Origin of the sequence: Sphingobacterium sp. DR205 (genome assembly GCF_011064245.1) — a bacterium.
Taxonomy (GTDB): domain Bacteria; phylum Bacteroidota; class Bacteroidia; order Sphingobacteriales; family Sphingobacteriaceae; genus Sphingobacterium; species Sphingobacterium athyrii.
This window is the reverse complement of the sequence record NZ_CP049333.1, coordinates 2261032-2276699: the sequence shown is the minus strand read 5'-3', so window position 1 is coordinate 2276699 and position 15668 is coordinate 2261032. Positions and strand designations below refer to the sequence as shown.

15 protein-coding genes are annotated in these 15668 nt (G+C 39.7%); 9 read left to right on the top strand and 6 right to left on the bottom strand.

The window, feature by feature from the left end; genetic code table 11:
- Window positions 1-176: 176 nt before the first annotated feature.
- Window positions 177-965 carry a GDP-L-fucose synthase gene (locus G6053_RS09505; protein ID WP_165306296.1) on the bottom strand — a complete coding sequence of 263 codons (789 nt, stop codon included), beginning with the start codon at window positions 963-965 and terminating at the stop codon, window positions 177-179.
- A 12-nt stretch (window positions 966-977) separates the two neighbouring features.
- A complete protein-coding gene (gene proS / locus G6053_RS09500; protein WP_108632320.1) occupies window positions 978-2450 on the bottom strand; it encodes a proline--tRNA ligase in 1473 nt (490 codons plus the stop codon).
- A gap of 178 nt (window positions 2451-2628) precedes the next feature.
- Between proS and G6053_RS09495 the strand changes: the two genes are divergently transcribed.
- From G6053_RS09495 to purH, 6 genes are all read left to right on the top strand, one after another.
- On the top strand, window positions 2629-3783 hold the full coding sequence (locus G6053_RS09495; RefSeq protein WP_165306295.1) for a hypothetical protein: 1155 nt from the start codon (window positions 2629-2631) through the stop codon (window positions 3781-3783).
- Window positions 3784-3856: 73 nt separating this feature from the next.
- Entirely contained in the window at window positions 3857-5455 is a 1599-nt protein-coding gene (locus G6053_RS09490; protein ID WP_165306294.1) for a hypothetical protein, read from the top strand.
- A gap of 115 nt (window positions 5456-5570) precedes the next feature.
- Window positions 5571-6326: a hypothetical protein gene (locus G6053_RS09485; protein WP_165306293.1), complete on the top strand. Its 756-nt coding sequence runs from the start codon at window positions 5571-5573 to the stop codon at window positions 6324-6326.
- Window positions 6327-6337: 11 nt separating this feature from the next.
- Window positions 6338-7255 (top strand): LysM peptidoglycan-binding domain-containing protein, encoded by a 918-nt coding sequence (locus G6053_RS09480; protein WP_165306292.1) that lies wholly within the window; start codon window positions 6338-6340, stop codon window positions 7253-7255.
- A gap of 36 nt (window positions 7256-7291) precedes the next feature.
- The gene (locus G6053_RS09475) at window positions 7292-7930 is read left to right on the top strand and encodes a P-loop NTPase fold protein (protein ID WP_165306291.1); all 639 of its coding nucleotides are present in this window, start codon (window positions 7292-7294) and stop codon (window positions 7928-7930) included.
- Window positions 7931-8044: 114 nt separating this feature from the next.
- Complete coding sequence (gene purH / locus G6053_RS09470) at window positions 8045-9571, top strand: bifunctional phosphoribosylaminoimidazolecarboxamide formyltransferase/IMP cyclohydrolase (protein ID WP_165306290.1); 1527 nt, start codon at window positions 8045-8047, stop codon at window positions 9569-9571.
- Between the two features lie 51 nt (window positions 9572-9622).
- On the opposite strand, the gene G6053_RS09465 is transcribed toward purH, so the two are convergent.
- Entirely contained in the window at window positions 9623-9994 is a 372-nt protein-coding gene (locus tag G6053_RS09465; protein ID WP_165306289.1) for a YkvA family protein, read from the bottom strand.
- Between the two features lie 280 nt (window positions 9995-10274).
- On the opposite strand from G6053_RS09465, the gene G6053_RS09460 reads away from it, so the two are divergent.
- A complete protein-coding gene (locus G6053_RS09460) occupies window positions 10275-10988 on the top strand; it encodes a DUF4397 domain-containing protein (RefSeq protein WP_165306288.1) in 714 nt (237 codons plus the stop codon).
- 61 nt (window positions 10989-11049) lie between these two features.
- On the opposite strand, the gene G6053_RS09455 is transcribed toward G6053_RS09460, so the two are convergent.
- Window positions 11050-11355, bottom strand: a complete 306-nt coding sequence (locus G6053_RS09455; protein ID WP_108632329.1) for a septum formation initiator family protein — start codon at window positions 11353-11355, stop codon at window positions 11050-11052.
- A 280-nt stretch (window positions 11356-11635) separates the two neighbouring features.
- Here G6053_RS09455 and lpxB point away from each other — a divergent pair, with 280 nt between their 5' ends.
- A complete protein-coding gene (gene lpxB, locus G6053_RS09450) occupies window positions 11636-12751 on the top strand; it encodes a lipid-A-disaccharide synthase (RefSeq protein WP_165306287.1) in 1116 nt (371 codons plus the stop codon).
- Between the two features lie 56 nt (window positions 12752-12807).
- The gene (locus G6053_RS09445; RefSeq protein ID WP_165306286.1) at window positions 12808-13443 is read left to right on the top strand and encodes a hypothetical protein; all 636 of its coding nucleotides are present in this window, start codon (window positions 12808-12810) and stop codon (window positions 13441-13443) included.
- Between the two features lie 79 nt (window positions 13444-13522).
- Here the strand turns inward: G6053_RS09445 and G6053_RS09440 are convergent, their stop codons facing one another.
- Together G6053_RS09440 and G6053_RS09435 are read right to left on the bottom strand one after the other, a co-directional pair.
- Window positions 13523-14602 (bottom strand): DUF3810 domain-containing protein, encoded by a 1080-nt coding sequence (locus G6053_RS09440; RefSeq protein WP_165306285.1) that lies wholly within the window; start codon window positions 14600-14602, stop codon window positions 13523-13525.
- A 6-nt stretch (window positions 14603-14608) separates the two neighbouring features.
- Window positions 14609-15667, bottom strand: coding sequence for a nucleoid-associated protein (locus tag G6053_RS09435; protein ID WP_165306284.1), 1059 nt, complete (start codon window positions 15665-15667; stop codon window positions 14609-14611).
- Between the last annotated feature and the right edge of the window lies 1 nt (window position 15668).

Sequence of the window (15668 nt, the reverse complement as noted above, 5' to 3'; positions counted from 1 at the left end):
GTGCTGTATACCTAAAATATACTCCACATCACTATCCAAATTTTAGTGGATAACTATTCTATACGAATTTCTCTAGCAGAACTGACGTTAAAATAATGAAATTATTTAATTATTTACACCCATTGTGCAAATTTAAGTTTATTCGAAAAAGATAAGTGTTTGCCGTTTCAATACACTTAAAAGTCTAGCGGATCGGGCCGGATGTAATGATAATCCAATTCCTTTTGCAGCAGGCTTCCACTGACTACTTTCTGAAAAGAATCCCCTTTTTCAAATTTTATGGGCAAATCGAAGCCATATTTTTGTACAGAAGCCAATATAACCTCCTTTTTTTTAGGGTGTATTGGTGCAACTACATTGTAAATGCGGTGACTGAAATCTTTTACAGTGGCTAAAGTAATTAAACGCACGGCATCATCGCTATGAACAAAATTCGCAAACTGTTCGCCTGTGGTACAGACACGATTCGCAAAATACTTGGCGAAAATTCGATTTTTACCAAATAACCCACCAAGGCGATATATATAGGTCTGCGGTAGCTGCAACATCAATTGCTCCGCTAAAAGGAGTTTTTCGGAAAACTCGATTCCATCAGCATTCAATTCATGGTAAACTGCATCTTTATCCGGATAAATTCCAATAGAACTCAGAAACAACTGTTTGGTACATTGGATATTTTCAAGAAATCTTGAGATATTCGAAAAACGCTTTTCTAGACCAGAAAGACTATTTTTTTGGCTGGCAGGAATACTATTTAATACGAAGTCGAACTGGCCCGGGATAAGCACATCAGGCACCACACTACTTTTATCAAAGTCAGCAATAAACGAAAAAATACCATCAGTTTTAAGCCGATGGTATTTTTCATATTGTGTGGTACTTGCCCAGACCTCATGTCCCTGATGTTTCATATCCATGGCAAACGATTCTGCCAGCCATCCGCATCCTAAAATGAGTATCCGCATAAGATCAAAAGATTAATAAGCTTTTGCAAATAAAACGCGTCTGCTAGAAGGTTTGCCCGTAAAGATACAAACACCTTCCTCCTCTTTGGCGTCCAAAGGAATACAACGGATTGTTGCCTTTGTTTCCTCTTTCACACGTTTTTCTGTTTCTGTGGTTCCATCCCAATGACAAGAAATAAATCCACCTTTACCTTCCAGCACTTCTTTAAACTCATCGTAAGAATTTACTTCAGTAAAATGGGACGTTCTAAAATCCAATGCTTTTTGGTAAATATTTTCCTGTATTGCATGCAAGAGCTGTTCAATATTTCCAGCCAATCCTTCCTGCGCCACCGTTTCTTTTGTTTGGGTATCACGACGTGCCAGTTCCACGGTTCCATTTTGCATATCTCTTGCACCAACAGCAACACGCACAGGCACACCTTTCAATTCCCATTCTGCAAATTTAAAGCCCGGACGCTGCGTATCGCGATCATCGTATTTCACCGAGATATCTTTTACCTTCAACTCATCTGTTAACCGGTTCACGAATGCGTCAATCTGTGCCTTTTCTTCATCAGTTTTAAAAATCGGAACAATAACAACCTGAATTGGTGCCAATTTTGGAGGCAATACCAATCCTTGGTCATCCGAGTGCGCCATAATCAAAGCGCCCATCAAACGGGTAGAAACCCCCCAAGAGGTCGCCCAGACATGCTCCAGCTTTCCTTCTTTAGACGTAAACTTCACGTCAAAAGCTTTCGCAAAGTTTTGTCCAAGAAAATGTGATGTACCGGCTTGCAACGCCTTGCCATCTTGCATAAGCGCTTCGATACAATAGGTATCTAAGGCACCGGCAAAGCGTTCATTTTCGGTTTTGCGGCCACGTACAACCGGTACAGCCAGAATATTTTCCGCAAATTCTGCATAGACATCGAGCATACGTTCTGTTTCGGCAATAGCCTCTTCGCTGGTTGCGTGCGCAGTATGCCCTTCTTGCCATAAAAACTCAGCTGTACGCAAGAAAAGACGCGTACGCATTTCCCAACGAACCACGTTTGCCCATTGGTTAACCAAAATTGGCAGATCCCGATACGATTCGATCCAGCCGCGGTAGGTATTCCATATAATCGTTTCAGAGGTCGGACGTACAATCAGCTCTTCTTCCAGCTTTGCATCCTCATCAACCACAATCTTACCTGTACCATCGTTTTTTAATCTATAGTGAGTGACCACCGCACATTCAGTGGCAAAACCTTCCACATGGGCAGCTTCTTTAGAAAAAAAAGACTTGGGAATGAATAAAGGGAAGTAAGCGTTGCTATGGCCTGTTTCTTTAAATCTTTTGTCTAAGATTGCTTGCATTCTTTCCCAGATAGCATATCCGTATGGTTTGATCACCATACAGCCTCGTACAGCTGAATTTTCAGCCAGATCAGCTTTGATCACAAGTTCATTGTACCATTGCGAATAATCTTCTGCACGACTTGTTATTCCTTTACTCATATGAAATTGATAAATTATTGTAACATTATTACGTTAAATCTCGTCTGTATTTCCAATACAAAAAGCGTTCAATAAAAAATATTTGTATTTTTGATTACTTCGATTAAACCCCGTCGAGAAATTTGCGTCTAAGATAGTAAATAAGGCTGTATAATCGAAAATAACGATTTAGGATATTATGAAAAAAAATAGATTATTTATCGGAGCACTTGCCATGACAGGAGCATTTATGTTAGGTTCCTGCGGTACAAGTAGGCAAATCTATGGCGACGATGTCTATGGCAATAATGGACAGGCTAGACAAAAAGTCTATCAAAGTCCAGATTACTATTACACAGATGCGGATCAGGTTCAACAAGGAGGACAGACTCAAGACGGTTACTACGACGACGAATATTCAGATCAGGATTACAACAACGATTCTTATGAAGATCTTGAATATGCAAATCGGATAAACAGATTCTATTATGCCTCTCCGGGAATGACCTACTTTGATCCATTCTTCGATCCATGGTATGGTTATGGATTCGGTGGGATGTATGGATATGGCCCTTCCTTCGGTTTAGGTTGGGGCTGGGGATCCGGCTGGGGTTCTTCATGGTCTATCGGTTTAGGCTGGGGCTGGGGTTCTGGCTGGGGCTGGGGATCTCCTTGGTATGGTGGTTATTACCCTTGGGGTGGCTGGTATGGCGGCGGATACTGGGGTTCTGGCTGGTATGGCAATGGTTATTGGGGCGGTGGCTATTGGGGTAACTCAAGACCACGTTATGCTTCTTCGCGATCATCCTATAGAGACAATTACAATGTCCGTACTTCATCTTCCCGTACCAGAACTTCAGGAACTTATGATCGTACCGGTGTTGCCCGGGATTCCAGGGGACGTATTACGGCCGTTTCCAATGGCCGGACTAGCGGCGGTAGGACAAGGAATTCTGACGGTTCTATCTCACGTGGTTCCTCTTATGATAGAACAGGCGGCAGAACGAGAACTTCAAATGGTATCTCTACAAGAAGCGGATATCCCGATGGTGGCAGAACACGGAGCTCAGACAGAACAAATGGAACATACCCAAGCATGCGGAGTTCCAGTGGTACTTCCAGAACACGGACAAGCTCAGGTGAAGTTTCCCGTCCAATGAGCCGTTCGATGGAAACGCGCTCAAGCAATCCGGGATCAACTTCTAGACCATCCTATACTCCGCCAACAAGAAGTTATGATAGCGGTTCATCACGCTCAAGTGGTGGCTTCTCCGGAGGTGGAAGTTCAAGATCCAGCGGCGGCTTCTCTGGCGGCGGCGGAAGCTCAAGATCCAGCGGTGGACGTACACGCTAGTGATAAAAAAACAAATTACAGTAGCATACATAATCCTGTGTGCTACTGCTTATTACAGACGATATTTTAGCTTATGACGATCAAAAAATTACTTTTTGGAACTGCATTTTTACTAGGTGCAGCGGGAACTGCCCAAGCACAATATACGAAAGATGTACTTTTGTTTTCCCAAGGGGACAATGGCGGTACTGCTCGCTTCAAAGCAATGGGAAACGCATCTACCGCATTAGGTGGTGATATTAGCTCAATTACCGGAAACCCGGCAGGCTTAGGTTACTTCAATCAATCCGATGTCTCCGTAACAGGCAGATACCTTAACAATAAAAATAAAACAGATTATTTCGGCCAAAATTCGAATAGCAGCAAAAATAATTTCAACCTGGATAATGCCGGCATCGTCTTTCATTTACCTACTTACCGAAATGGCGGAAACCTGGAGCGAGGCTGGCTGAATTTCAATGTTGGTATAGCCTACAACCGAAATTATGTCTATAACAACCTCTTAGAGTATAGAGGTGTCAATAATACGAGTTCAATTACTGATGCCTATTCTGACCGCCTATCTTCACCCGGCGGGATGAAAGGCTGGGGACAGGAAGTTTATAATAATTCGCTGCTGTTTGATGAAGAAACAGACAATAAGGGAAGCTATTTCCCTATTACTGACTTTGATAATTTCAATGGAAAGGATGGCTTTAGCCAAGTGAACTCTATCCTTGAGAAAGGAAGCAAATCAGAATCTGTATTATCTTTTGGTGCCAACTATAGCAACAAATTATACTTGGGAGCTGCTTTAGGATTTACGGCCTTTAGTTATGACAATTCGAGCTGGTTTACCGAGTATGGCAGGACTATGGAAGCCGCAGATTTGGCAAAACGTAATCCAGGTTCTGACTTTCTAAAACCAGAAGCAGCATATGCAAACAAACGTGAGATGCTGGGCAATGATTATGAGCTGTATGATGACTATGCACAAGTAACGGATGGTACAGGGGTGGATTTCAAGTTAGGTGTAATCTATAAATTCACACCGACCTTTAGTATGGGCTTTACAGCGAAGTCTCCGACATTCATGAGCATCCGAGACGAGTCTTATAGCAATTCCGAATTCCGTTATTTTAAAACGAATGAAGATAAGTCCTTTAAAGAATACCGTACCAGCGATGATGCAGGGCATAGCTACCTCGAGTACAATATGAATACCCCATACAAGCTCTCCTTAGGTGCCAGTCAGGTATTCTCCAGAGGATTAATTACCGCAGATGTAGAATGGGTAGATTATGCGGCGATGCGTTTTAAAGATCCCGGCGCATATAATAAAGCTTTGGAACAGGAAATGAACCAAAACATTAAAAACACGTATCAAGGCGCCTTCAATGCGCGCATTGGTGGTGAGGTTTTATTTGATAACGTGTTTAGTGGTAGAGCTGGTTTTAATTATAGCGGCAATCCTTATAAAGATGTGGATTACACCAACTATACTGCTTCGTTGGGTATAGGTGCGAAACTTGGCCGTGGTATGTATATTGATTTGACAGGAGCTTACAATGCCATCAATTACAAGGAAAGCCCTTATGTCATTGACGAAAACTATTGGAATGCTGCCAGCCCGGTTGCGGATATAAAAAATCAACGGACGAATGTCGTGTTGACAATCGGTTCTAAATTTTAAGAGATTCATCTCAGAAAAAAACGTCCAGCTAATCTGGACGTTTTTTATTTATTACAATCCCGACAACCATAATTTAAAAGCTTTTAGTAAATTTGTCCTCTTGGTTGAAAATCACATGACGAATCAGACAATCTCAAAAGCATTCAATGCCGTATTTACCTATCCCATCTGGCGGATCGAAATCGATGCTGAAAGTAGGTTGATTGCTGTGGAGACCAGGAATCCAGCAGACACACGCCCCTATTTCAATGTCATTACTTTCGAAGGAAACGATGTACTTCAAGACTTCCAGGCAATAAGCAAAGAGTGGGTGCTTGCAGGAATTCAATGTCAGAAGCTTATTTTAAAAAAGATCTCCAGTAATTCACCCATTGATGCAGGTGTACAGATCATTGACTGTTATCAGCCAAATCAGCAAGAAACCTGGTTTAATTATCTTTTTGTTGAAATGGTCAATGGAGGAATACTGCTTCGTCCCAAAATGATCGAACAAGGAATGCAGTTGTTTTTAGATTTAAAAACAATGTCCATTGAAAACAAAAAAGAGGAATCATTTAAACCTTTTGACAGCCAAATAGTCTACCCAGTAATTTACAATGGTCAAATTCCCCAATTTTTGACAGATTTCACCGCCGATGGCGAAATTTGGATCAGTGCATTGGATGACTATTTTATTTGGGCTTTCTATGAAAAAAACACAGCTAATCACTATCAAATCCGGATAGTGCAATCAACAAAAGAGCGGTTAATTGACGCTGTAATTGCAGTCGATCAGTTACCATTAAAATTTTTCAACATCTATTTTCTTGTTAACAAACAAATATTCCTTTTGACAGACAATAAACGGGAGTTTGTTTCGTATTTAGTATAATTGCAAAATATATGAAACTATTATTCGAATTAAATACATATAAAAAGGTAGTCATTTTATCGATTTCAATGCTATCAATTCAACAAGTCGAAGCGAAAAATCTCACTTCATTACGTGTAAATACTGTTCCCGACTCCGTCGGTACTGAGGTAATCAACGGCGAAGAATTTGTCCTTTTCAAGATCGAAAAAGGCGATAATTATTATCAGCTCAGCAAGAAGTACAAAACAACGGTAGGTCAGCTCACTCAGATAAATGGTAATGGCACATTAAGCCTCGGACAGATTGTTAAAGTCCCCACTGGACGAAAACCTGCTCCTCCGGTAAATAAAAACACAGGTAACACTGCACAGCAGAATCCGCGTAACCCACAACAGGGGTTCACAGAATATATTGTTGGTGAAAAAGAAACGTTATATGCCATATCCAAGAGGTTTAGTATTACTGTTGAGGATATCAAAAAAGCCAATAACCTCAAAAACAACATCATAAGCGGTGGAATGAAATTAATGATCCCGAATCAGCCACTGCCACCGGAAAGACCAAAATTGGTTGAACCTAAAGGAATCGAAATTATTGCGCCCGATTCCACAAACGATGACGATAAAGAAGAAAATCAAATTTCAACAAACCGTTACGGGATACGCGAAAAATCTGAGCGGGGGATTGGCGTATGGATTGATGGTTTGTCTACCCAAGGCACAAGCAACCTCGCACTTCACAAAAGTGCACCCGTCGGAACGATCTTAAAAATCACCAACCCGATGACAAAAAGCGTAACCTATGCGAAAGTCGTTGGAAAATTTAATGATAATGCCGAAAACCAAAATGCCATTGTAGTGTTATCAAAGTCCGCAGCGGCAAGTATCGGTGCTCTGGATAAACGTTTTCAGGTAGAAATCGCCTACGGATTACCTTTAGAAAATTAATTAAAATAAAAATAGCTCCTGCAGCGCGAAACAAGAATGAATAACAAACCGTATGTCATAGGGATTGCCGGAAGTAGTGGTTCTGGAAAAACATTTTTTTTGAATAGTTTTTTGAAACATTTTAAAACCGATGAAGCCACCTTGATTTCTCAAGATGACTATTATATCCCTGCCAATACAAAGACACAAGAGGAAAATAGACTCTATAATTTTGATATCCCAACATCCATAGACAGAGAAGCTTTCTATACCGATATCAAAGCACTTTTTAATGGAGAGACGATTTATAAAGAAGAATATACCTTTAATAATCCTTCGCTAACTCCAAAAATATTAGAGATCAAGCCAGCCCCCATACTGATTATCGAAGGGTTATTCATTTTCTACTATACAGAAATCAACGCGCTTATTAACCACAAGATCTTCCTGAGTGCAGATCAGGATATCGCACTCCGCAGAAGGCTACATCGTGATTTGGTCGAACGTGGTTATTTTGAAGATGATGTCATGTACAAATGGGTTAACCATGTGCTTCCTTCATATAACGAGTATTTATTGCCATTTCAGGATTCTTGTGATCAAGTTATATTTAACAATACTGACGAACCTGAACCGATTTGGGACATTACCAATCAGATTTCTGAAGAATTGAAAGCGAAACTCAATTTAGTATAATACACTAAAGACGGGCGTATGAGGGCATACGCCTGTCTTTATTTAAAAGTGCTTGATTTATTGACATCAAGACTTTAAATTCTTATCTTTGCGCCACGAAACAAATCCATCATAATGAACCATCCTGTAAAGATTAAAAATGCTTTGGTTTCAGTCTATTATAAAGACGGCCTAGCTCCTTTAGTTGAATTATTAAACAAATACGGTGTTACATTCTATTCCACTGGAGGGACAGAAACATTTATCAAAGATTTAGGTATACCTGTCGTTCCTGTTGAAGACTTGACAAGCTATCCTTCGATTTTAGGAGGCCGTGTTAAGACCTTGCACCCAAAAGTTTTCGGAGGAATTTTGGCACGCCGTCCGCTTGAATCGGACCAACAGCAACTTGCTCAGTATGAAATACCAGAGATCGATTTAGTTATCGTGGATTTGTATCCATTTGAAGAAACTGTTGCATCCGGAGCTGCTGAACAAGATATCATCGAAAAAATTGACATTGGTGGAATCTCATTAATTCGTGCTGCAGCGAAAAACTTTAATGATGTTGTGATCATCTCTTCTAAAAATGATTATAAAGAGCTTGAAGAAATTCTAGCGAACCAAGAAGGTAATACATCACTTGAACAACGTAAAGAATTTGCAAAACGGGCATTCAATACGTCATCACATTATGATACGGCAATTTTCAATTATTTCAATCAAGAAAATCCAATTGAAGTATTTAAACAATCTGAGCAAAAAGCTCAAGTATTGAGATATGGTGAAAACCCGCATCAAAAAGGTATCTTCTTTGGTGACTTGGACAACATGTTCGACAAATTAAATGGAAAAGAGCTTTCTTACAACAATCTTGTTGACGTGGATGCTGCCGTTGCTTTAATTGACGAATTTCAGGAACCTACATTTGCTATCCTAAAACACACAAACGCTTGTGGTGTGGCCTCTCGCCCAACAATCAAACAAGCATGGATCGATGCTTTGGCATGTGATCCTGTTTCAGCATTTGGCGGGGTTTTGATTACTAACGGTGAAGTGGATGGCGCAACAGCAACGGAGATCAATAATTTGTTCTTCGAGGTCTTAATCGCACCTGCTTATTCTGAAGAAGCAATTGCTATCCTTACGGCCAAGAAAAATAGAATTATCCTAGTGCGTAAAGATGTAAAATTACCTGCTCAACAATTCAAAACTTTATTGAATGGTGTCATTCTTCAAGATAAGGATAACACAATTGAAGCGCCTGAGCAAATGGTCGCCGTAACCACAGTAAAACCTACAGCTGAACAACTGGAAGATTTATATTTTGCCAATAAAATTGTAAAACATACTAAATCAAATACCATTGTTTTTGCCAAAAATGGCACCTTGTTAGCATCAGGTGTTGGGCAGACATCACGGGTTGATGCCTTAAAACAGGCAATTGAAAAAGCAGTTTCATTTGGTTTTGACTTAAAAGGCTGTGCAATGGCATCAGATGCTTTCTTTCCTTTCCCAGATTGTGTAGAGATCGCTTCAAATGCAGGTATTGCAGCCGTTTTGCAGCCAGGCGGTTCCATCAAAGATCAATTATCCATTGATATGGCCAATGAAAAAGGCATTGCAATGGTAACTACTGGTGTAAGACATTTCAAACATTAAGAATAGTCTTGCTACTTCATAAAAAAAGCTACTTTTAAAAAGTAGCTTTTTTTATTTGTTGGCCTGCCAGCCCAGTCGTTCTAATTTATATCGTTCTATTTCTTCTGAAAGCTTCCGGATCGCATAGGTAACAATAGCAACATCATCTAACCAACCACCTACGGCAATAAAATCCGGAATTGCATCTACCGGAGAAACCACATAAATAATAGTCCCGATAATAATGGATAGATTCCAGCTGTTCATTTTAAACTTACCAGTAATTGCATCCTTGCACATGGCGATCAGTAATTTGAAATCGCCAACATAGCTTCCTAGATTTTTTGCCTTAGATTCCGCCTGTGACAACTCCGCTTCCGTAATTTTACGATGTCTAAAGCGCTCAAACATACCCGTTGCAATCTTTTTGATTCTACTGTTCATAACTCAAAATTATCAATATTTTTTAATTAACAAAGCCTGTGCCTTTTTTAAATGAAAGCACAAACGCGGACCAAAGTCCACTCAAATACCAACTATATTCGACAGCGCCTTGGGAATGGTTGCTGAGAAAAATATCTTCGGAGATAGCCATTATATTAAAATAAACCCCAATTTTATTATTTTTACAGCTAACTGTAGCAAAGTGTATGTCACCACCGTATAATAGACAACACAAGCGCAATGTGTTTACACAAAAAATAGATTTTAATATTACACGGTTATGAAAAACTATAGATTATTTAATTTTATTGCCATCGCTTTAGCAACATTCTTACTATCCAGCTGTTTGAAAGATGACGATGACCAACGAATTCCAGCGGCTCTCTTTACAATGGTCAATGGCTACAGTGACGCTAATGCAGTCATCTATTACGCCGATGGGGGCCCTTTACAAAATCCCAATTATCCCATGGAATTTAAAAGCTATAGACCTATAGTTGGCCTATTCACCGGAGCAAGAAAAATAGCCGTTTCTGCGGAATATAACAATATCCTTGTTGACACAACAGTTACGATCAAAGACAGCACGATATACACCTCATTTGTTTACGGTACCAAAGAGAAGCCTGTTCAGGTAATTACAACAGATAAAATTAACAAGGAAATCAAAAACACGGAATCCGGTTTACGTTTCTTTAATCTTGCGGAGGGAACAGATCAGGTAACCCTTCAGATTGGCAGTCAGACTTCTCCAACAGAATGGACGAATAGGGCGAAAGAAACACAAAATTCAGCTACTGCCCACCAAGGATTCATCGCGCAAAAAAGTGGCACTTTTGATGTCATTGCCAAAGATAAAGCCGGAAAAACAATTGCAACACGCAAAGATATCAAGCTGGTAGAAAATTACTATTATTCATTGATATTGATCGGTAAGGCAAATGACGAGAAAAAGCCTTTGTACCTAGGCTTGGTAGCTCAAGCTGCAAATTAAAAATACCCCGTTTTCTATATACAAAAAAAGACCATCGTATTTCTATGATGGTCTTTCTTATTTAAGGCTTTTCTTGGGGAGCGACTTTAGATACGACGTAGATATCTTCATTCTCCTTTTTCATTTTATATTTCTCCCTGGCAATACGCTGCACTTCCTGTGGGTTGGACCGGATATCGTTAATCGTCTTTATAATGGCTGCATTCTCTTTCAGGTAAAAAGAGCGTTCGGTTTCCAAATTAGCTTTTTGCTTTTGGTAGCTGTATTGCGTAGCAAAATCATTTCTATCAAAAAATAACATCCACACCAAAAAAGCCAAAGTGGCTAATAAATACTTATTTCTTATTAAAGACCATAATCGTTGCATAGGACAAAAATACTATTTAGCTTTCAGACTACCGATATTTTCTTCCGAAGTTAAACATCGTTAATTAAAGATATGGAATAATGCCCTCAAATTCATCATATCTTTAGAATAATATTATCTTTAACAAGTCAAAACAACATGCTATTAAATAGCCCGAATGGAAGGCATAAATACTGGTAAAAAAATACTGTTTCTTCCATATGGGCATTAAATAACAAACCGGGTGCAATGGATTCATTTTTACTGATGAAAAACTGCGCCAATACATAATCACTTTTCTATGAAATACTATCTTATTGCAGGTGAAACATCAGGCGACCTACATGGTGCCAATCTGATCAAAGCGCTTAAAAATGAAGATCCCGACGCGACCTTCAACATTGTAGGTGGAGATTTAATGCAGGAAGCGGCAGGAGAAAAAGCATTGATACATACCTCAGCAATGGCTTTTATGGGTTTTGTGGAAGTTTTGAAAAATCTGGGTAAGATATCCAAAAATTTGAAAGCGGTAAAAAGTGATCTTCTAAAAGAAATGCCCGATACAGTCATACTCATCGATTTTCCGGGTTTCAATCTGAAAATTGCTGAATTTGCAAAAAAACATGGGATCAAAACATGTTACTATATTTCACCAAAAGTATGGGCATGGAATCAGGGCCGCGTCAAAAAGATCAAAAAAATTGTTGATCACATGTTCTGTATCCTACCTTTTGAAGTGGATTTCTATAAAAAATGGCGTATGCCGGTCGATTACGTAGGCAATCCCCTATTAGATGCGATTTCAACGTATCCTTTTAATCCGAAATTCAGGGAAGAAAACGGTTTTACAGACAAACCGCTTATTGCCTTATTACCGGGCAGCCGGGAGATGGAGATCATTAAACTTCTGCCGATCATGGCCGAACTACCCTATTTTTTTCCTGTTCATCAGTTTGTCATTGCCGGTGCTCCAAATTTTGACGAATCTTATTACAAGCAATTTTTGAAGGGTATTGATATTCCCGTTCTTTTCAATCAAACTTATGATATCCTCAATAATGCGGAAGCTGCCGTAGTCACTAGCGGCACGGCAACCCTTGAAACAGGTATATTGAAAGTTCCACAGGTTGTGGTTTACAAAGCTAATCCGATATCTGTCTGGATAGCAAAGCTTGTGGTAAAAGTAAAGTTTATATCCCTGGTCAATCTGATTAATAATTTTCTGTCCGTACGCGAGCTTATTCAGGATGATTGTACAGCTTATGATATTTCCTATGAAGTGGGCGAACTCATAAACAACAAAGCGCATCGGGCGAGTGTGATGGAAAATTACGATATCCTGACAGAGAAACTTGGCTCACCCGGCGCCTCAGAAAAAACAGCTAAGTTAATTGTAAAATACCTGGGTAAAAATTAAACTCTTTGGGCTTTCAATTGTCAAACTATTAATTAGTTACATATAATTAAAGCTTTATGAAATCGAAACTTATTTTAGGCTTTCTTTTTTGCTTCGCATTTACCTTTGTCGGTAAAGCGCAGGAGACACAGCATTTTTCTAAACTTGAAATTGGAAAAAAAGCCAAGAAAAATATTGACAGCAAAGATTCCACAGCCGTTATTCATATCGACACATTGATTATGAAGGATAACGCTACACTTTCCTTTTATGGAAAGAAAAATGTTAAAATCACCGTAGGTTATGCGGAAATAGGTAATAAGGCGACTTTCTATGGTACAGACGGGAAGAATAATGGCGCCAATTTTGATATCAATGCCAATTTTCAAAAACTAGGATCATTGTATATTATTGCGAAAGGTGATGATGCTTTTAATGGCACAAAAACATTTCCCAATGGAAATGGTGGTAAAGTCAAGGTAAACTTGGCTACGGGAAGTATAAAACCACAGACAACAGACAAGAAGTCACCAAATTACATCTATGCAGATGTCGTAGCGGGTGGTAGGGCTGTCAATGCAAACACAGACCTAAGAAACATTTATGACCGCATCAAAACTGCACCTACAGGTCTCCGGGGATTGCCACAGGGACAGATTTACTCTGGTAGTGCAGGTACGGAAGGTTCCTTTGAACTGATTTCAACTCAATAGGACAAGCGAAATGAATAGCTAAAAAAACAGCATCTTAAGGTTGATGCTGTTTTTTTAGCTATTCATTTTTAGATAAACTTCAATGACAACCTCTCTTTTTGAGTTCATAAGCGAGCACCAATCTCGTCATGCGATCATATCTTGCAATTCCCTCTTTTTGATTGTTATGTGTTAAGTATTGGTTGTAAAACAGCCCCATCAGGTCGTTAATCCAGCCCGTATAATTGCTCCAAAATAAACGCTCCGCCGCCACATCTTCCAGTACTGGTTTACTCAATTTGATTTGATACACTTTAGAAAGCTCCGGGTACATGCCACGAAGTTCGCCCAGCATATAAAGCGTTGTTTGCAAATACGCTGAGTAACGATAAAAAGCCTGTGGATGATGCTGCAAGCGAACAAAAGCGATAAAATTGGCTTCATCCTCAAAACCTACCCCCTGTTGATGGGCAAGCTCATGCACATACGTAAACGGAAAAGATAGAGCTGGCATAGCATAATTGACTTGCGCTTCATGCGTGAACGGATTAAAATAGCCCGAAACACCAAAATAAGAAACGATCCTGCTATTTAATGGAGATTTGGCGTTGATCTGACTGCCTGACAAAAAAGAAGAAAATGTAGTATCTTTTTTCACCCAGATCGCCAGATCTTCCCGCATATGATCCTTCCTTTCGCCCCACAGTGCAGGGTCCACCTGTCCCCGTAAAGCGTTTGTACTATCCAGGTATTCGTCAAGCACCATGAGGTAATCCGCCAGCCGCAAGCTATCGACCTTCAGCTGGGTATTTATGCTGATCGGCTTCCTGTAATAATTTAATCCCCAGGAGATATAAAAGAAAATATAGAGTCCAAACAACAGGTTTAGCAAAAATAAAAAAGCTCGGCCTGCATCGGTCCATTTTCTATGCCATACTTTTCGGATGAGATTGGCCAGCCGATAAAATAAAAAAATAAGCGCGAAAGCATAAAAAATATCCCCCACACTAAAAGGAATATAGCCAAAAATATACTTCGGAATATAGCCGTAAAACCGGTAAAATCCCTGCGCATAAAAAGCTTCGATCCATGAACTATTGCTTTCGATCAGCGATAAGAAGAATAGCAGCCCAATGAATAATACCAAAGTAAGAATAGCAATTTTGTTGCGCTTTACCATAAATCATCAACTTTCGTTTTCGAAATAGACCTTATAATAGTTCATCCCTTTATCTTCATCAAATCCTTTTTCAAGATATTCCCGTTTTCCATGCACGTAGATATGAAAGTTCTTATCCAATTTCAGCACGGATTTGTAAGAAGATTCCATCTTTTTGACCGCCTTGTCTGCTATTTCAAAACTCGACTGGAAGGGTGAATCAAATTCATCTTCAAACCCTGCTTTATAATCCTGGAACAGGGCGATAGCCTGGGGATTACCCAATACCTCCTCCTCAAACTCCTCCTGAACAAAAGTTTCCTTTTCCTTAAAGTAGTTCATTGACTTGTTCATCAGATCGATCTTATCGGCTTTCTCAAGTTCAAATGTTTCATCGAGTTTCTCCTGAACAAAATTCTTATAGACCTTCAGGTAATTTCCGGTCTGATTAAAATTGTCATTGCGCACGCGCAGTTTCAGAAACTCATCTTTCCAATAAACGGCTTCCTGCTGTCTATTGGTTTGATCCAGCACAAGAACCTTATAACCTTCTTCTTCCTCCACATTGATAATGATACAGCCTTTGTCCAACTTATTGATATTAATCGCTTCCTGTTCATATTCTAAGGTGAACGCACCTTGTTCAGGATATACTTTTAGGTAAGTCTCTTTGTTTTCCGATTTAAATATGCCGATCGCGTCGTGTTCTTCGCCTTCAATCTGTACATTTTTTAGCGCTACCACATACACCTCCCCTGCTTTAATCTTGGGGTGGCTGGATACCTCATAAAGGTGCTTCGAAATTTGCTGGGAAAAATCATGAAAGGGTAACTGTTCTTTAAAGTACTGGCGAACAAAATAGAATACCTCGTTCAGGTCCAGCTCATCATTGGGATGATATAGACGATATACTTCGTTCACTTTAGCAAAGGGACTCATAAAGTACTGCATCAAAAGTCCAGGCAATACTTCATCGCCCTCGAGGGATACAGGGGCGTCTGACAGGATATAAAACTCGTCCTGTGCTTTGTTTCCTACACGGTGTATGGATAATGCTTCAAAAGTTGCGTCTTGGTGAAAAAACATA